Source organism: Hymenobacter sp. 5516J-16 (genome assembly GCF_022919335.1).
Lineage (GTDB): Bacteria > Bacteroidota > Bacteroidia > Cytophagales > Hymenobacteraceae > Hymenobacter > Hymenobacter sublimis.
Window position 1 is genome coordinate 2853787 of sequence record NZ_CP095058.1, and the last position, 18066, is coordinate 2871852.

Consider the following 18066-nt stretch of genomic DNA (forward strand, 5'->3'; position numbering starts at 1 on the left):
AGCAGGGTAGCTAGTACTTTCGGGGACGCCGTTTCTTCCGCTATGAATTCCACCTCCGCTACTGCCGCCGACTCGCCTTTGGATCTAGAACAGGCTCAATTGCGGATTCAGGCGCTGGAAGAAGCTTTGCGTGAGGCCTCCTCTGCCACCGTCGCCGCCGAACGCCGCCTGGATCAGTTGGTCAGCCATCTGCAGGAAGGGGTGTTGCTCACGGATGAAGCGGGCCGAATAGCGTTGATTAACGACCGGTTTTGTGCGCTCTGGGAGCTAGAGGAGCCCGCCAGCTACTGGGTAGGCCGGCCCTGGCAAGAACTGACCACTATTCTGATGCCGCTTACCACAGATCCCGGGCGCTTTGCCCAAGCCGTGCATAGCAAGCGGCAGCAAGGAGCGCCCGTATTTAACGACCCCGTGGAGCTGGCCGATGGCCGCGTGTTAGAGCGGGACTTTATGCCCATTCCCACCGATACTGGCACGGGTAGCAACGTGCTGATCCGGCTGCGCGACGTTACGGAATATCGCCAGGCCACGGATCGGCTGCGGGCCGTAGCCAGCATTCCGGGGCAGAACCCTAACCCTATTTTCCGCCTGGATGGAACAGGGCAGCTGCTCTACACCAATCAAGCGGCCAATTCTCTATTCAAATCCCTGAGCGAAGCCGACCAGACTCGGTTGCTGGCCAAGGCCCAGGGACTAGCGGCTACTGCCTTAGAGCATAGCCAGCCCTGGCAGGTGGATATTTCTGTAGGCGAAGGTTTCTATACGGTTTTTGTGGCCCCTTTCGGGGAGGAAGGGTACGCTAACTTGTATTTGGTCAATATTACAAAGCGCATTCTGGTAGAGCAGGAGTTGAACCGGGCTAAAGATGAGGCCGAGGCGGCCGTGCGGGCCCGGGAGAATTTTCTGGCCAACATGAGCCATGAAATCCGTACGCCCATGAACGGGGTGCTGGGCATGGCTGGGCAGCTGGCCAAAACCCGCCTCGATGCCCGCCAGCAGGAGTTTGTGCGCATTATCCGCAGCTCGGGCCAGCATCTGCTTACCATCATCAACGACGTGCTGGACATGGCCAAAATCACGTCGGGGAAGCTGGAATTCGAGCAAACGGCCTTTAACCTCTGTGATTCCCTGGGCGAGTCGTTGCAGCCGCTGGTGATGCAGGCCGTGGAAAAGGGGCTGACCGTAACGGCCATGCCCCTGCGCGACACGTGTCCCTTGCCCTGGGTTAGCGCCGACCCATACCGCATCAACCAGGTTATGATTAATCTGGTGGCCAACGCCATCAAGTTCACGGAGCCTGGCGGCCATATCACCGTCAGCAGCCGCCAGCTGGCCTCTACCCCCGATACGCTTACCGTGGAATTTGTGGTGGCCGACACCGGCATAGGCATTCCGCCGGAGCAGCAGACGCGCATTTTCGAAGGATTTACCCAGGCTTACGCCGATACCACCCGTCGTTTCGGAGGGACGGGGCTGGGACTGAGTATATCGCGCGCCATTGTGGAGCAGTTGGGAGGTACCTTACTGGTGGAAAGCGAACCGGGAAAGGGTAGTCGCTTCCGGTTTGTGTTGGATTTCCCCCGTACGCCCGCTGTAACCCAGGACGCCGTGCACTCAGCCTTCGATACCGGCGCCCTGCGCGGGCGGCGCGTGCTGCTGGTGGAAGACAACGAAATCAACCGCGACGTAGCCCGCATGCTGCTGGAGGAATGGGGAGTAGCGGTGGACGAGGCCGAAAATGGTCAGGTCGGTGTAGAAATGCTTCAGCACCGGGCCTATGATGCGGTATTGATGGACATTCAGATGCCCGGCATGAGCGGGTTGGAAGCCACAGCCATCATCCGCAAACTACCCGACCCGGCCCAAGCTAACATCCCCATTCTGGCCCTAACGGCCAACGCCTTCCGGGCTGATAATGCCCGCTACCTAGCCGCCGGCATGAATGCCTGCCTGACTAAGCCATTTGAAGAAGAGGACTTGTACCGGCACTTGGAGGCCCTAATTCAACCTGCCACTCCTGCCTCTGGGACTAGCTACGACCTGGCCAAATTGCAGACCATGGCCCGTGGCCGCGCTGCTTTCGTAGACAAAATCATTCAGTCGTTTCTGACCAACATGCCCGCCAGCTTGGTTGAGTTGGAAGCTGCCGCCGCCAGCCACAACTGGGCCCAGGTGGCCGCCCTGGTTCACCACATAAAGCCCAGTGTGGAGTCGTTGGGTATTCAAGGGGTACTACCCGCCATGCAACAGCTGGAACAGGACATTCCGCCCACTGGGCAGCCTGCGGCGGCCAGCACAACCGCCACAGATCATATAGTAAGCCAAATTCGCCGGGCCCTTCAGGAGCTGGCTCAGGAGCTGCCAGCCGATGCCCGCACCCAGTAAGCCCGGTTCCTGACCCGGAACCTGAGCCCCTCCAGCTAAAGGTGGTGGAATGATGACGCTTAGACCCAGCTCCTGAGCACATAAAAGGCCCGCGTACAAGAGTGTACGCGGGCCTTTTATGTGCTCAGGGGCTAGGTTAAAACTTAATACCTAGGTCTAGAGCAAATTCAGAGTTCTTCAGCTCTACTTCCTTGAAGCCCCGGCTGTCCTCAAAGTAGTTATCAATGTTGAGCAGCCCGCGGTGGTAGCTTAGGCCTGCCAATACCTTTGTGTTTTTTCCTAACTGCCGCTCAACGCCCAGCCCGGCCCGTAATCCTGCGTCCGGAATGATAACGTGTTTGGAGGCCTTGCTCTTCTCGGTAGTAGCGGGGTCGGTGTAGTACTTTTCGCCTCCAATCCGGCCGGCAATAACGCCACCCAGGGTACCGCCAAGTTGGAAATACAGCTTGGTATCGGTGGCAATGTCGTTGGTGAACAGCTTCACCGTAACGGGTACCTGCAAGTACTGTAGGCCGATTTTCTGCTGCTGCCGCGCATTAAGCTGGGGGTCGAAGTAGCTAATAGTGCCCCCTTGCCAGTTAGCTCCAGGCCAGTGCTAAAGGCGTAGTTTTCGCCGAAGAAATAATCAACAATAAGGCCGCCACCCAGGCTGAGTTTGGCCTTTTCGTTTTGCAGACCATTCTCGAGTGAGTTAGCGCGGAGGTGCGTGATGGAAGGAGAAACTTTCAGGCCGATTTCAACCTGAGCGGAGGCCGCGCCGATGGTGGCACCGCTAATTAAGAGGGCGAGCAGGGCTTTTTTCATGGCAACTGCGGAATTACAGTGAGGGAAACACGAAGCCGCGGCGGTGAGCCGTTTCGTTTTGGCTAATTTCGCCTTAAAGATAGAAGCGTGATGCACATTCCTGCCCGTATGCGGACCTTGTTGGCACTCCTAATGGCCGCCGGATTGGGCCTAACCGCCTGTAGTGAAGGTCAAGAAAATTGTGAGCTGAACCCGGAGGTAGCTAAGGTTTCGGCTCCGGTGGCCCTGGAACGCCTGGAGAAGCCCTTTTTCCAGATCAAGAATCCGGCGGACGCCGAGCGTTTCATACAAGAGCACGGCTTGTTTGCCCGGCAGTTCTTGCAGAGCGCGCAGTACCCGACTAGTGTGCTCAGCACTACCCTGGCCCGCTTGGCTACCAATGCCGGTTTGCAAAAGTTAGGCACCCAGGCCGATACTACCTTCCGCGCAGAACAGTTGCAGCAGCAGTTGCAGCCCATGTTTCAGCACATCCGCTATTACTTCCCTAGCTTCCGGGTGCCGCCCGTGAAAACCTTTGTGAGCGGCCTGAGCCAGGATTTGTTTGTTAACGACAGTCTGCTGGTGATTAGCACCGATTTCTTTGTGGGGCCAAAAGCTGCCTACCGCCCCAACGTGCCGGGCTACATTCAACGGCGCTACACCCCGGAGCACGTGCTGCCTACCGCGGCGCTGGCCATCAGCAGCAAGTACAACCAGAAGCAGCTCACCAACCAAACCATGCTGGCCGAGATGGTGCAGTTTGGCAAGTCCTTGTACTTCGCTGAAAAAGTGCTGCCCTGCACCCCCGACTCCCTGATTATGGGCTACACCGACAAGGAAATGGCCGGAGTGAGTTTCAACGAAGGAAAGATCTGGGCTCACTTCATCGACAAAAACCTGCTCTACAACACGGCGCCCTTCACCATTCAGAAGTACATCGGGGAGCGGCCCAATATTCCGGAAATTGACAAGACCTGTCCCGGTAGGGTAGGGGCCTGGATTGGCTGGCAGATTGTGCGCAAATACATGGCCGACCACCCGAACGTTACCCTGCAGCAGCTGATGGCCGAGAAAAACGCCCAGCGCATCCTGAACGAGTCGCGCTACCGCCCGAAGCAGAACCGGGGCCGGATCAGCTAGCCATGCATATTGCCGTCTTCAGCCAGTACCACACCAACCCCGACTGCCCAGCCACCAGCCGGCACTACTCGCTGCTGACCCAAATAGCCCAGCAGCACCGCGTAACGCTTATTACCACCCGTACCTGGGAGCCCCAGCGCCTGACGGAGCGTTTTCCGTGGCTACCGGAAGGAGTGGAAATGCGGGCCGCGGCGGTGCCTTACCAGAACAACATGGGCTCCGCCCGCCGCGTGCTTTCCTTTGGGCAGTACGCTGCCTACGCCCTGCGGGAAGGGTTGCGTATAAACAAGCCCGACGTTATCTGGGGTATCAGCACCCCGCTTACGGCGGCTTGGGCCGCTGCGCAAGTGGCCCGTTTGCGCCGGGTACCGTGGGTGTTTGAGGTGCAGGATTTGTGGCCTTCCTTTCCCATTGCCATGGGCGCGGTGCCCAGCAAGTTGGCCCGGCGGGAGCTATACAAGCTAGAAGGCAAGCTCTACCAGCAAGCGCGGGCCATTATGACCCTCTCGCCCGACATGACAAACTATGTGCAACAGGTTGGGACTGGCGCTACCTCTCGTTGGGCTTTTGCCCCCGGCAAGGTGCACACGGTTCTGAACGGAACCGACCTAGACTTAGCAGCCACGGCCACCGATGCGGCAGTAGCGGCCTTGCGGCAGGAGCAGGGGCTGGAAGGACGGCAGGTAATTTTGTACGCTGGCACGTTCGGGCGCGCCAATGATATTCCTACGCTGGTTGCGGCCGCCGAACGTCTGGCGCTTGTGTGTCCGAATGTCGTCTGGTTATTCATGGGCCACGGCTACGATGAGCCTTTGCTACGAGCGGCGGCTGGCCGTTGCTCCGCCATTCGGCTGGTGCCGGCCCAGCCCCGTCACGCGGTATTTACCTGGTTTCGGCTGGCAGATGTATCGGTCGTTTCATTTCTCGGGCTGCCAGTGCTCGATGCTAATTCACCTGCCAAGTTCTACGACAGTCTAGCCGTTGGAACTCCAGTTATAGTCACGAATGAAGGGTGGACCAAGAGCTTGGTGGAGCAGCACAAATGCGGTTGGTTCACGCCCGCCGGCAACGCGGAAAAACTCACGGAGCGGCTGGCCGAAATACTGCGTAACCCCGCCCAGCTGCGGACTGCAGGGGCGGCGGGGCAGCGGGTTGCCGCTACTCAATTTGACCGCCAGCGAATAGGCCAGACCATTCAGCGCATTCTTGAGCAAGCCCGCTGACAAGACAGTTACATCCTTATGTACTGCCTATAACTACTTATATACTATGTTGTACTAGTATTCGGTGAAATTGGGGTTTTAGGGCCTTTCTGAGGCTTTTTTTGCAAGATGGGCTCCTGCTTTGACACAACCTCTGCGTAATACTTACACCAACTTCTTAAGGGGCAAATGCCGCACTTGGGCTGCCGCGCCACACAGATGTAGCGGCCGTGCAGAATAAGCCAATGGTGGGCTTTATGCACTAAGTCTTCGGGGATGTAGCGCACTAGCTCTTTTTCCACCGCTAGGGGCGTAGTAGCCGTGCGGGACACCAAGCCTAGCCGGTGAGATACCCGAAACACGTGCGTATCGACGGCCATAGCCGGCTGGTTATAGATAACCGAGACAACTACATTGGCCGTTTTGCGGCCCACGCCCGGCAGGCGCTGCAATTCTTCAATGGTGCTCGGCACTTCGCCCCCAAACTCTTCTACAAGCAAGCGGCCGAGGCCCGCCAAGTGCTTGGCCTTGTTGTTGGGGTAAGAAACGCTACGAATAAAAGGGAAGATATCCTCGGCAGAAGCGGCGCCTAGCTGCTCAGGAGTAGGAAACTGCTGGAGCAGGGCCGGCATAATCTGGTTTACTCGCTTGTCGGTGCACTGGGCGCTTAGTACCACAGCCACAATCAGCTCGTAGGGGTTCGAGTACACCAGCTCCGTTTTCGGCTCCGGAAAATTGGTGGTGAAATACTCTAAAAAAAGGCGGTACCGCTCAGGCTTACGCATGCTGCAACAAATGAATACCGCGCAAAATACACGCAAAAAAAGTCCTTACCCGCCTATGTTTCTAGAAACATAGGCGGGTAAGGACAAGAATTTTCCCCTAAGAAGATGCTACCCGGCCTTCAAAAAAGTACGGGAGTATTGCAGAATAGAACTAGTAGTGCTCTGCTTGGGCGTACACCGGGCTCCATCGAGGGTACGTTGGGCCAACAGCAGATCGGCGCAGGCGGCGACCAGCTCGGGGTCGTGTACCAGAGCTTGTTCTACTTCCTGCTGTTCATTAGCCGGCAATTCGTTGTACACGTACCGGAGCAGCTTCTCGTGGGTAAACGTTTTGATCATAGAAAACGGGTTGCGCGGCCATTTTTTTCCGCAGGTTAATCAGCGCGTAACGCATACGCCCCAGCGCTGTGTTAATGCTGACCCCCGTTGCATCGGCAATTTCCTGAAAGCTCATGTCGCCGTAGTGGCGCATGATCAGGACTTCTTTCTGCGCCGCGGGCAGCTCCTGAATCAGCTCCCGAAGCCGCGCGTGGGTTTCTTCCCGGGTAAGCGCAGCTTCAGCACCCTCTTCTGCCAACGACAACGAGTTGAACGCATGACTTGTTGTATCAAGGTTCAACAAAGGGCTGCGTTTTTCCCGACGGAAGCAGTCAATAGCCAAATTGTGGGCAATGCGGCAAATCCAGGACGAGAATTTTCCTTCCTCATTATAGCGGCCACCCTTCATGGTGTGAATGGCCTTGATAAAGGTATCCTGCAGCAGATCTTCGGCAACATCTTCGTCGCGCACGATCAGCATAATAGTAGTAAATACGCGGGCTTTGTGCCGCTCAAGCAATTGAGCGAAGGCTTCTTCCTGGCCGGCAATATAAAGCGAAATAAGAGCGGAGTCGCTCGGCTGCATGGTTTCCATAAAGACTACGAAAATTAGGGGACGTAGAGCTTTAGGCCATAGAGTGCAGTTGCCAGTGAAAAGGAGAAGAAGTGAGTAGAGAAAAACTCAGTGAATCCAAATGTAGAGAACCGCTGGCCCAAACACAATGCCTTGGCCCCGCAAAAGCCAAAATTTTTTTCGCAACATCTGAAACCAAAATATTCAGTATATACAATTCTAGATTAAATAGTGTATTTAAATATATAACTTATTGACAATGAAATAAATAAACCGAAGCTTCTTAAGATGTAGGAACTTCGGTTTACCCTTGTACAGCTAAAAGCAAAAACCGTGCACTACGGTTGAAGTTGCTGACTGAGCTGTTGAATCTGCTGCTCAGAAGCGGCCGTGGCTTTGGTGCCTGTTGCGGCGCCCGTAGCTCGCTCCGCCAGCAAATCAGTAAGCTGCCGAAGCTGCTCTAGGCGCTGGCTGGTGCGTTGCAACTCCGGGACTAGGGCCGTTACGTTGGCGGTAGCAGGAATTTCTACCACGGTAGGTTTCGAGCCGGTGGTCAACTCATCGTGGCGCTCAATGGCCGCGGCCGTCATCATGTCGTCGCGGTAAAGCACCACGTCACCCTGCATGTTCACGGCTTTACCATCAGTTAGGCGGCGCCGGGAACCGTTTTTGCCGAGCAGGGTGCCATCGGGTTGCAGCGTTAGGTCATTACCAACGCGTAAGGGGCTAGTTAGGGGCGTGACTTTCCCCGCCTGTAGGCGGTACATCTTGCCATTCCGAGCAAAGGCTCCGTCTTTGAGTGTGGCCGCCGTAGCCGCCGATTTACTAGTTTGAGCAACAGCAGAAAAAGTACTGACCCCTGACAACAGGGCAGCCAGCATGAGAGAGCGAAGTAGCATAGCGGGAGTGAGCATAGAAAGTCGGGAAAGAGCGAGAAATACGCTAGCATACGGGGGAGCCCCGACTTGCGGCTAACCCCAATGCTACAGGCTAGGCGCTGTGTAGGTGCTGGCGGCTATGCAGCCAATAAAGAGCAGCTTCTTCCGCGGCAAAGAGCCGAACGTGGGCAAGGTTGCTGAGGACCATAGGCGAGCCAGTTTGCTGCTCCTCAGGGCTAAGCTGCGCGGCTGAAACAAGGAACGCCAAATAAATTCGGCCGCGCAAAGAGGTAGCTACGCGCGGAATAAACTGGGTTAATACCCAATGCGTGTCGTCCTCACTGGCCGGCCCTCGGCCCCGCGAGTCGGCCAGCCAATACCTAACCGCCGCCGGCCGTGCTACGGTCAGGGCCGCCTCGTAACTTTGCTGCAGCTCAGCGGCCGAAACCGGCCGCGTCCAGCGAATGATAAGCACTCCTAGCTCATCCGGGCGGCGAAACTCCACAAAATCGAGGGTGGTAGGGGGCTGGGATGGAGGCATACGGAGAACAGGTAGATGGAACAGCAGGCGGCGCGCGGCAACCACAAAATTGGTATTGGAGCCGCTTTGCCAGAAACCTATGGCGCCCGTAATGCAAGCCGGCGAAGGTTGTTTTATACGATAACGCAGGTAAAACGGCTTGCGTAAGGCAAGAGCTCGGCACAGAGGACCTGTAAAAGTACCGTGTTGCTCCTGCCCACACCGGCCAGGGGAGCTACCTTTGCTCACTCGCTGGTTTTCGCCTTTCCGTTCTATGTCCACTTCTGCTACCCCTCGCCATGATCCTTACGCCGCCCTGCGCATTCCTGATTTTCGGCGGCTGATTTCGGCCCGCGCGGCCATGGTGATGGCCACCCAGATTCAAGGGGTAGTGGTGAGTTGGCAGATGTTCAAGCTCACGAACGACCCGCTGGCTCTGGGCCTGATTGGGTTGGCCGAGGCCATTCCTAGCATTGTGGTGTCCTTGTACGCCGGCCATGTGGCCGATTCAGTACGCCGTAAAAACATTATCGTGTCAGCGGTGGCGGTGTTGCTGCTCTGTTCGGTCTCGTTATGGCTACTGTCGCGGCCAGCGGGGCTGACGTTGTTGCAGAAAGACGCTTTTTATACGCTACCCCTGTACGCGGTTATTTTCGTGAGCGGCATTGCCCGGGGCTTTTTGGGTCCGGCTTTGTTTTCATTTATGCCCCAGTTGCTCCCCGACCGGCAGGTGCTGTCCAACGCCATTACCTGGAACAGCACTACCTGGCAGGCGTCTTCCGTAATCGGACCGGCTATTGGGGCCTAATTGTGGGCTTGGCCGGCCGGCACCAAACCGACGCTGGTATTTCTACGGCCTACGCCGTGGATGCCGTGCTGATGGCCGTGGCACTTAGCATCTTTATCAGCATTGCGGGCCGGCCCCTGCCAGCGCGGGAGGGCGAGAAGCTCAGCTTGAAGGAAAGTCTACTGAGTGGGGTACAATTCATCTTTGGGAACCAGTTGGTGCTAGCCGCCTTGTCCTTGGATTTGTTTGCGGTGCTGTTTGGCGGAGCTGTGGCCCTGTTGCCCATCTTCGCCGATGATATTCTAAAAGTTGGGGCCGAAGGGCTGGGGTATCTGCGGGCTGCGCCGGCCGTTGGCTCGGTACTGATGGCCATGAGCCTTACGTACTTTCCCATTCGGAAGTGGGCCGGGCGCAAACTGCTGTGGGCCGTGGCCGGCTTTGGCCTAGCCACCATCGGTTTTGCCCTATCCACCAACTTTTGGCTTTCCTTGGGGCTGCTATTCCTAACCGGCGTCTTCGATTCCGTGTCAGTAATTGTGCGTTCTACGTTGCTACACACCTTTACGCCGGAGCACATGAAAGGCCGCGTATCGGCCGTGAACAACATCTTTATTGGCTCGTCCAACGAAATTGGATCCTTTGAGTCCGGGGCCGCGGCCAAACTACTGGGAGTGGTAAACTCCGTAGTATTTGGGGGCGCTATGACGTTGGTGGTTGTGGCAATTACGGCCTTGAAAGCCAACAAACTGCGCAAGCTGGACCTGACGCCCCAGTCCCAGAAAGCGTAGGCGCCAAAAAGTATGCCCACAAAAAGGCCCGCCTGAACGTAGTTCGAGCGGGCCTTTTTGTGGGCATGAATAAGGTAGGTTACTTCTGGAAGGCCTGCTTCTGCTCTTGGGGGCAGATAGGATCCGGCTTCATTTCCAGGATTTTCTCTACTAACAAGGCCTCCTCAGCCCCCGATTGTGGACCTTGTACTGTAGCCAGCACCCGCACGAAAACGGCTTGGCCGTCTTTTTTCCGGGTAGTGGTGTAGCGGCGTTGCAGATCAGCGGTAAGCCCAGCTGGCGCTACTGTGTACCGTTTATCGGAACCGCATTCGATTAGGCTGGCAGCATCAGATTGGTAGGTAAACTTACCCGTGAACTCCCGGCGGGTGCCAGCGGCGCTCAGGTCGCTGTTAGCCGTGCGGTTCAGGGTGTAGTCTTGGCCGGCTGCCTGCATGGGCTTGCCCGTGGCATCCAGCAAGCGCAACGACTGGTCCGCTTCCACGGAGTAGCGGCGTACAGGGTCGTTGCCACTGGGTTCTAGGGTAACCACTTGCCCCCGGACTCGCCACGGGCCCCGGCGGTAATTAACCGGCGAGGTACGCCCGAGGTAGGCTTCTTGCAACTCATACAAGCTGTCGGGCCGGAGGGTAAGGCGAGTGGCGATGCCCTGGCAGTCGTTGCAAGGCATGGTATCAGCGTAGATGCCGGCCAGGGGGAGGGTAGCGGCACCCGCATCCTTGTCAGCGGCTGCGTTTTCAGAGCCAGTACCAAAAGGTTGCTCCCGGCCCTGGCAGGAAGCCAGCAGGCACAAGCCGCTGGCAGCAACTAAAAGTGAGTGCGAGAAAGTCATAAGCAGAACATGTAGGGAGAAAATTTCCTACGCAGCCTCGTTTCCAATAGATACCAAATAGCCGGTTTGAACCCGATAATTCTATAAATTGTGGATAAGTGTGTGGATAACACAGGGTTTATGCACATGGTAAGCTATTTGCCTACGCCAGTGCTAGGCCCGCATCGGAACCAACAGAAAGGTGCCTTGCAGGCAGCGCACAAAGCCGCGTCGCTGATTGTCACGGTTCAGGTCCTGCCGATGATAAGCACTATTAAGCGAGGGTGCTCCTACTAGCAGCATAGTGTAGCCTCGGCGGCGCACCAAGTAGCGGCGCAGGCCGGCCCCAGGGGCAGGCGTAAACTGCTCCTGAAATTGCTCCGCCGTGGCCCAGGCCGCTACCAGCGGCTCAGGGTCAGTTCCAGCAGCTTGGGCTTCGCGGTAGAGAGCAGCTAGGCGCACATCGGTGGTGTAGTGGTCTTCGGGCCGGAGGCGCACTACTAGGTCATGAGCTTGCCAGAGGTGCTTCGTGGCATCTTTCTTCGGCAGAATTTCCCCGCAGTGGCGGCAAACGTGCTCGTCGGCTCGGCATACTAACTGATCCGGGGTGGGGTAGGGCGCGGCCGATGTGGCTCGTTGCTCGCGCAGCACCTGCATCAGCGCCGAAAACAACTCGCCCTCACTTACTCCGTGCTTGTGGCGCAGAATGTCAAGCGTGTGGCGGCTCAGCATGCCAAAGGTGAGGATGTCGTGTAAGTCGGTGCGCAGCGCTAGCATGGTTGACTATAAGTCCGAAACCAGGGCGGAGGTTCCGTGAATGGCAGGCAAAGAAAAAGCGCCGCAGCTCAGCCGCGGCGCTTTTTCTTTGCCTGAGCGGCGCGCTACGTTAGCGACTGGCCTGGGCCGATTTCGGGGCGCGTTTAGTGGGTTTGGGGTAGTAGCCGTTTTGGTGTCCGAGGTGGGTAGGGGCTGGGGCCGCTCCGTATTTTCGAATATCCATTCCCGAACCGTTGTCAGGGTTTTCGGCGAGAAGGTTGGTGTTTGCTCCCCGTTAACCAGGGCCAGTCCTTCATTTCGGGCTGAAACCAGTGGTTGACACCCGCCAGCTTTGCCGATTTCACTTTAGCATTCTTCAGTCCTTGTTTTAGCGGGCCCATGTTTTGGCTGGGGTCTACCTGCAAATCGTTGGAGCCGCCCAGCAGCAGTACCGGGCACTTCACCTCGGCTAAGCTGCGGGTCGGGTCAAAATCGAGGAAGTAGCGCGACCAGGGCGAGGTGAGCTGCACGGCGCGAGCCCGGGCCATGTGGGGGTCCATATCGGTGTTGTTGAAGCGCAGGGTAGCGGCTACTTTGCCACGGGCCTGGTTATCGTTGGGTGTCTGTCGGATGATTTCTACCATCTCTTTGTGCAGCTCCAACGCGGCTTTCACCTGGGCCGGGTTTGAGCCGATTAGGCGCATAATCTCCACCTGCTGCCGCAATATCACGTCGCGGCCCGGAATCCCGTAGCCCGACAAGGCTACCACGAAGGCTGGGGTAGCGGGCTGCTGCTCTGCGGCGGCCAAGAGTGCCACGTTAGCTCCCTCTCCGTGACCAATCAGACCAATGTAGCGCTGGTCGATGAGGGGTTTGGCCCGCAGGTATACCATGGCGGCCTGGGCATCCGATACCAGATCCACGGTGGTGGTAGTGAAGTGGTTGCCCTGTGATTTGCCCACGCCCCGGTCGTCGAAGCGCAGCACGGCAATACCGCGGCGGGTGAGGTGGTCGGCCAACGACCCGAACATGCGGTAATCTTGCTGCTCCACGTCGCGGTTCTGGGGCCATTGTCGGAGAGCAGCACCACGGCCGGGAAAGGACCAGGACCGGCCGGAATAGTGAGGGTGCCAGCCAGGGCCAGGTCGGCTTTGGTATTCAGAAACTTAACGTCTTCCTCGCGGTAGGGCGGGGTTAGGCGGGGCTTGCTGGCGGCCACGGGCTGAGTTGCGGGCTTGAGGCGCGTAAGCGTGAGCGGAGCCGTGAGGCCGGGCTGGGACCAGGTGCCCTGGAATGTGGTGCCCCCGTCCTTCACTTTGCCCACAAACTTGCTACCAGCCTGCTCAATACTAACGGTAATGTCAGCGCCTTTCAGGGTTACCTCGGCGGGCATGCGGCTGATGCGCTGCTGAGGAGCATCAAGCGCCGCGTAGTAGGCACCATTAGACAACGGAACCAGGGTGATAATCAGCGTCAGCTGACCGCCCGGTACCTTCAACGGGCCCTTCCACTGGCCGTTCAGGGTAGGCGGGTCGCCGGCCGCTAACAAGGTCAGCGGTAGCCAATACAGGAGCCAAAGCAGGAAAAGTGCGGGTAGGGTTTTCTTCATAAAATGAAAGTCAACAGGGGTATTTTACCGCTAAGCGCGCATACTAGGTATGAAAATATCAAACTTGACGCATACATACCAGCCAGAGTTACGCCCGCAACCGCAGAACCCGATTAGAGGTAGTGAGAAGGGCTAAAATTTTTTAGCGCCTCCCGTCTATTGTTCAGGTTGTGAACATCTGATGCCCTCTATATTGACTCCGGCCTGAACTTGCTAGTTCAGAAGCCAAAAAGTGAGTTGGTGCTACCCAGTCCGGGAGGTAGCGCAGTATTATTGCTATGGTGCGTGCTGCGCTTGCAGGCGCTTTGCTGGTTCCGGGTTACCTTGCCCTACCTCACGTACTTCTTCATGCTGAGCTGATGCCTTACTTACTTATGCGCTGGGTGAGAGCCGGGGCGCTCCTACTGCTTTTCACCGTTGCTGCCCACCATAGCCGGGCCCAGACTCCGGCCATCAACCCGGCTCAATGGGCCGCCGAGCTGCGCGCCTTCGCCCGCCAGGATAGTCTTGCGCCCCCGCCCAGGCGGCCTATTTTGTTTTACGGCAGCTCATCCATCCGGAAGTGGGAAACCTTGCGGCAAGACTTCCCAGGCCAGCCCGTGCTCAACCGTGGCTTTGGCGGCTCCCGCTTCCCCGATGCCCTGTACTTTTTCGACAAGCTGGTTGTCGCCTACCAGCCGCGGCAGGTTGTACTCTACGAGGGCGACAACGACATTGGGTCTGGGGCTACCGCGCAAGAAGTATTTCAGTCATTTCTAGCCTTCGAGAAGCTAATGCAGCGGAAGCTGCCCAAAGTGCCGCTGGTGTTTCTGGCCATTAAGCCCAGCCCCTCCCGTTGGGCGCTCTATCCGAAAGTGCAGGAAGCCAACCGCCTCATTCGGGAATATATTGCCGCCCACCCCAAACGCCTACGCTTCATGGATGTGGCTACCCCCATGCTAGGGCCCAATGGCCGGCCCCGCCCGGAACTGTTCGTGGCGGACAGCCTGCACATGACGCCCGCAGGGTATGAGCTGTGGAAGGGGGTAATGCAGCCGCTAATAAGCAAGCCGTAATACCTTCTCCAGGATGTTGTTTCAACTTTAGATGCTAGCCTCCGTGGCTCGTTAAAGAGGCTGAGTGCGTAGCAAGGCTTGGTCACGTCAGCTCGGGTTGTAGCAAACCACTTCTGGCAGCAGCCTATGGGCTGCTGTGCCCTAAGTTGCAGAGTTAGATGACTGTGCTAACAGCTTCTTTAGTAGTATAATCTGACCCAGATGGTAATGAGTATGCTCAATTACTCCCTGTAAGTTTCGATAGTGGTTTCCATATTTTTCGTCCACGAAACATTCTTCAAGTCTTTGCTCTGGTAACTGTTCAATCAGCGAGGCACATTGCTCTGCCTCGCTCCAGCTTTTGGCTAAGAGCTTGTTCCAATCCTCCGCTGACTGAATCAATGGAAGGTCAAAACTATACTGATCTTTGGCGTCAAGCGAACCTCCTTGCAAGACACGCAAGATGGCACCAACGTAATAGTTCGTATGGTAAACGAGGGCGGCAATTGTATGAAGGGAGTAAACCTGGGTTGTGGCTTGCTGCCAACTTACGTCTGATAAGCTGTCCTTGAGGTTAACGGAAGTCCAGTTACCGCCGAAATACACTGCTCGGAAGTGCTGGGCAATATGTTTTATCAGGTTCATAGATTGCGGACATTTTGTGCATGTTACTAATAGTCTGACTGCCGCTGCTCATAACAGTGGCTGCTCGTCCTATGCAAGGTAACAGACTAAAGGTCCTGGGTAGCTTGGCTACCAACCTAGGCCGTCCCCGCCGTACCTTCGCCTGCCCAAACTACCCCGGCCGGAAACCAAACCCTAGCCCCGGGCTGTTGAACGACCTATGGCCGACAATTCCGCTTTGCAAGTAGCCGCCCCCGCGGCCGACCCCATTGACCAGCTCGATCCGCGCGAGTTTATTTTGATAAAAAACGCCCGGGTTCATAACCTCAAAAACCTGAGCGTAGCGCTGCCGCGCAATAAGTTTATCGTAGTTACGGGCTTGTCGGGCTCGGGCAAGTCGAGCTTGGCGTTTGATACGTTGTATGCCGAGGGGCAGCGCATGTACGTGGAAAGCCTCAGCTCCTACGCCCGCCAGTTCCTAGGCCGCATGGACAAGCCCGACGTGGACTACATCCGGGGCATTTCGCCGGCCATTGCCATTGAGCAGAAGGTCAGCATCAAGAACAACCGCTCCACCGTGGGCACCAGCACCGAAATTTACGATTACCTCAAGCTGCTGTTTGCGCGCGTGGGCCGCACTTACTCGCCCGTGAGTGGGGAGCAGGTGCGCAAGGACAACGTGGCCGACGTGGTAGACTACCTCTTCCGCCTGCCCGAAGGTACCCGCGTAATGCTGCTCTCGCCCTTGCTACCCAGCGAGGATGGCCGCCCCATGAGCAAGGAGCTGGATTTGCTTTTGCAGAAAGGCTACAGCCGCGTGGTAGTGAATGGCGAAACGGCTTTCATTGAGGAACTGATTGCCGAAGGTCAGCCCGAAGTGCAGGGCGACGTGTACATCATGATTGACCGGGCCGTGATTCAGCCCGGCGACGAAGACCTGATGTTTCGCCTGTCGGACTCCGTGCAAACGGCTTTCTTCGAAGGGCATGGCACCTGCGTGGCCAAGCTCGACGAGGAAACCCGCACCTTCTCCGACCGGTTTGAGCTGGACGACCTGGTGTTCGAGGAGCCCAGCGTCAACTTCTTTTCCTTTAACAACCCCTACGGTGCCTGCCAAACCTGCGAAGGCTTCGGCTCGGTGCTGGGCATTGACGAGGACTTGGTCATCCCGGATAAGAGCATGACCGTGTACGAGGGCGCCATTGCCCCCTGGCGCACCGACAAACAAAGCGAGTGGCTGAAGCCCCTGCTGAAAAACGGTATCCGCTTCGACTTCCCCATTCACCGGCCCTACAACGAGCTGAGCGAGGCCGAGCGCCAACTGCTCTGGAAGGGCAACAAGTACTTCGAGGGCCTTGATGCCTACTTTAAGTGGGTGGCTACCCAAACCCACAAGATTCAGTACCGTGTGCTGCAAAGCCGCTACCGGGGCCGCACTACCTGTCCCGACTGCCGCGGCACCCGCCTGCGCAAGGACGCCCAGTACGTCAAAATCCAGGACCAAAGCATTACGGATTTGGTGCTGCTACCCGTCAGCCGGGCCCTGGAATTTTTTCAGAACCTCGACCTGCCGGAGCACGAAGCCAAAGTAGCCGAGCGCCTCGTGACGGAAGTCACCAACCGCCTGGAGTACCTGAACCGCGTAGGCCTGGGCTACCTCACCCTGAACCGTTTGAGTAGCACGCTTTCGGGCGGAGAAAGCCAGCGGATTTCTCTGGCTACGTCCTTGGGTTCAGCGCTAGTGGGTTCCATGTACATTCTGGATGAGCCTAGCATTGGCCTGCACCCCAAAGATGCTGAGCAGCTCATTGGCGTGTTGCGCTCCTTGCAGCAGCTTGGCAACACCGTCATTGTGGTGGAGCACGAGGATAAGATGATGGAGCAGGCCGACCAGATTATCGACATCGGCCCCGAGGCGGGTAGCGGCGGCGGCATTCTCCAATTCCAGGGCACCTACGCCGAGGTGCTGGCTTCCGACACCTACACCGGCCAGTACCTGAGCGGCCGCCTGGAGGTAGCGGTGCCGAAAGACCGTCGGCCCTGGCGCAACGCCCTGGAGCTGACCGGCGCCCGCGAGAACAACCTTAAGAACGTATCGGTGAAGTTCCCATTGAACGTGATGACGGTAGTAACGGGCGTATCGGGTTCGGGCAAGTCTACCCTGATTCGGCGGATTCTGGCTCCGGCCCTGCTCAAGCAGCTGGGGGGCGGTGCTGGCGAGGCAACCGGCAAATTCGACCGCCTGACGGGCGTGAACGGGCAGGTAACGCACGTAGAGTTCGTGGATCAGAACCCCATCGGCAAGAGCAGCCGCTCCAACCCGGTAACTTACGTGAAGGCCTACGACGCCATCCGGAGCCTGTTTGCCGATCAGCAGCTAGCCAAAGCCCGCGGTTTTAAACCTTCGCACTTCTCCTTTAACATCGACGGGGGCCGGTGTGAGGTGTGCCAGGGCGAAGGTCAGGTGAAGATTGAAATGCAATTCATGGCCGATATCTACCTGACTTGCGAAGCCTGCGAGGGCCGCAAGTTCAAGCAGGATATTCTGGACGTGAAATTCCAGAACAAGAGCATCAACGAGGTGTTGGAAATGACTATTGAGGACAGCATCACGTTCTTCAAGGATCAGCCCAAAATAGTAGAGCGCCTCAAGCCCCTCGACGACGTAGGGCTGGGCTACATCCGCCTGGGACAGTCGGCCAACACGCTTTCCGGCGGCGAGGCCCAACGCGTAAAGCTGGCCTCCTTCCTGACCAAAGGCAACACCTTGCAGAACGACAAAATCCTGTTCATCTTCGACGAGCCCAGCACCGGCCTGCACTTCCACGACATCAACAAGCTGATGACAGCCCTGAATGCGCTGGTGGAGCAAGGCAATTCGGTACTTATCATCGAGCACAACATGGACATCATCAAGTGCGCTGATTGGGTGATTGACCTCGGCCCTGAGGGTGGCCTCAACGGTGGCCATCTGCTGTTCGAAGGCACACCCGAGGAAATGGTGAAGCTCAAGGACACCAACCACACGGCCCGCTTCCTAGCCGAAAAGTTGTAGGCGCTTACTTCAGCTAC

Annotated in this window: 18 protein-coding genes; 7 read left to right on the forward strand and 11 right to left on the reverse strand. The window is 57.2% G+C overall.

Annotation, left to right across the window (positions count from 1 at the left end; all coding sequences use genetic code 11):
* Window positions 1–42 precede the first annotated feature (42 nt).
* Window positions 43–2385, forward strand: coding sequence for a PAS domain-containing hybrid sensor histidine kinase/response regulator (locus MUN84_RS14170; RefSeq protein WP_244694656.1), 2343 nt, complete (start codon window positions 43–45; stop codon window positions 2383–2385).
* 136 nt (window positions 2386–2521) lie between these two features.
* Here the strand turns inward: MUN84_RS14170 and MUN84_RS14175 are convergent, their stop codons facing one another.
* Both MUN84_RS14175 and MUN84_RS14180 read right to left on the reverse strand, forming a co-directional pair.
* Window positions 2522–2887 carry a hypothetical protein gene (locus tag MUN84_RS14175; protein ID WP_244694658.1) on the reverse strand — a complete coding sequence of 122 codons (366 nt, stop codon included), beginning with the start codon at window positions 2885–2887 and terminating at the stop codon, window positions 2522–2524.
* Window positions 2866–3285: a PorT family protein gene (locus MUN84_RS14180; protein WP_244694660.1), complete on the reverse strand. Its 420-nt coding sequence runs from the start codon at window positions 3283–3285 to the stop codon at window positions 2866–2868. Before MUN84_RS14180 ends, MUN84_RS14175 begins: the two co-directional genes overlap by 22 nt.
* A gap of 12 nt (window positions 3286–3297) precedes the next feature.
* Here MUN84_RS14180 and gldB point away from each other — a divergent pair, with 12 nt between their 5' ends.
* Together gldB and MUN84_RS14190 are read left to right on the forward strand one after the other, a co-directional pair.
* Window positions 3298–4308, forward strand: coding sequence for a gliding motility lipoprotein GldB (gene gldB / locus MUN84_RS14185; protein ID WP_244694661.1), 1011 nt, complete (start codon window positions 3298–3300; stop codon window positions 4306–4308).
* A 2-nt stretch (window positions 4309–4310) separates the two neighbouring features.
* Entirely contained in the window at window positions 4311–5531 is a 1221-nt protein-coding gene (locus tag MUN84_RS14190; RefSeq protein ID WP_244694663.1) for a glycosyltransferase family 4 protein, read from the forward strand.
* A 44-nt stretch (window positions 5532–5575) separates the two neighbouring features.
* On the opposite strand, the gene nth is transcribed toward MUN84_RS14190, so the two are convergent.
* The 5 genes from nth to MUN84_RS14215 form a co-directional block, all read right to left on the reverse strand.
* Window positions 5576–6295, reverse strand: a complete 720-nt coding sequence (gene nth / locus MUN84_RS14195; RefSeq protein ID WP_244694665.1) for an endonuclease III — start codon at window positions 6293–6295, stop codon at window positions 5576–5578.
* A gap of 108 nt (window positions 6296–6403) precedes the next feature.
* The gene (locus MUN84_RS14200) at window positions 6404–6634 is read right to left on the reverse strand and encodes a hypothetical protein (RefSeq protein WP_244694666.1); all 231 of its coding nucleotides are present in this window, start codon (window positions 6632–6634) and stop codon (window positions 6404–6406) included.
* Window positions 6573–7208, reverse strand: coding sequence for an RNA polymerase sigma factor (locus tag MUN84_RS14205; protein WP_244694667.1), 636 nt, complete (start codon window positions 7206–7208; stop codon window positions 6573–6575). Before MUN84_RS14205 ends, MUN84_RS14200 begins: the two co-directional genes overlap by 62 nt.
* Window positions 7209–7525: 317 nt before the next feature.
* The gene (locus MUN84_RS14210) at window positions 7526–8101 is read right to left on the reverse strand and encodes a DUF6799 domain-containing protein (RefSeq protein WP_244694669.1); all 576 of its coding nucleotides are present in this window, start codon (window positions 8099–8101) and stop codon (window positions 7526–7528) included.
* A gap of 76 nt (window positions 8102–8177) precedes the next feature.
* Window positions 8178–8606 (reverse strand): hypothetical protein, encoded by a 429-nt coding sequence (locus tag MUN84_RS14215; RefSeq protein ID WP_244694670.1) that lies wholly within the window; start codon window positions 8604–8606, stop codon window positions 8178–8180.
* Window positions 8607–8859: 253 nt separating this feature from the next.
* On the opposite strand from MUN84_RS14215, the gene MUN84_RS23070 reads away from it, so the two are divergent.
* Window positions 8860–9393, forward strand: coding sequence for an MFS transporter (locus MUN84_RS23070; RefSeq protein WP_262920532.1), 534 nt, complete (start codon window positions 8860–8862; stop codon window positions 9391–9393).
* 2 nt (window positions 9394–9395) lie between these two features.
* On the forward strand, window positions 9396–10160 hold the full coding sequence (locus MUN84_RS23075; protein WP_262920533.1) for an MFS transporter: 765 nt from the start codon (window positions 9396–9398) through the stop codon (window positions 10158–10160).
* 79 nt (window positions 10161–10239) lie between these two features.
* Here MUN84_RS23075 and MUN84_RS14225 read toward each other — a convergent pair whose 3' ends face one another.
* The 3 genes from MUN84_RS14225 to MUN84_RS14235 form a co-directional block, all read right to left on the reverse strand.
* Window positions 10240–10992, reverse strand: coding sequence for a copper resistance protein NlpE (locus MUN84_RS14225; protein WP_244694671.1), 753 nt, complete (start codon window positions 10990–10992; stop codon window positions 10240–10242).
* A gap of 153 nt (window positions 10993–11145) precedes the next feature.
* On the reverse strand, window positions 11146–11748 hold the full coding sequence (locus MUN84_RS14230) for a hypothetical protein (protein ID WP_244694672.1): 603 nt from the start codon (window positions 11746–11748) through the stop codon (window positions 11146–11148).
* Window positions 11749–11984: 236 nt separating this feature from the next.
* Entirely contained in the window at window positions 11985–12779 is a 795-nt protein-coding gene (locus MUN84_RS14235) for an alpha/beta hydrolase family protein (RefSeq protein WP_244694673.1), read from the reverse strand.
* Between the two features lie 931 nt (window positions 12780–13710).
* Between MUN84_RS14235 and MUN84_RS14240 the strand changes: the two genes are divergently transcribed.
* Complete coding sequence (locus MUN84_RS14240) at window positions 13711–14391, forward strand: SGNH/GDSL hydrolase family protein (RefSeq protein ID WP_244694674.1); 681 nt, start codon at window positions 13711–13713, stop codon at window positions 14389–14391.
* Between the two features lie 141 nt (window positions 14392–14532).
* Here the strand turns inward: MUN84_RS14240 and MUN84_RS14245 are convergent, their stop codons facing one another.
* A complete protein-coding gene (locus MUN84_RS14245; protein ID WP_244694675.1) occupies window positions 14533–15015 on the reverse strand; it encodes a DinB family protein in 483 nt (160 codons plus the stop codon).
* Window positions 15016–15214: 199 nt separating this feature from the next.
* On the opposite strand from MUN84_RS14245, the gene uvrA reads away from it, so the two are divergent.
* Window positions 15215–18049, forward strand: coding sequence for an excinuclease ABC subunit UvrA (gene uvrA / locus MUN84_RS14250; RefSeq protein WP_244694676.1), 2835 nt, complete (start codon window positions 15215–15217; stop codon window positions 18047–18049).
* Window positions 18050–18066 lie beyond the last annotated feature (17 nt).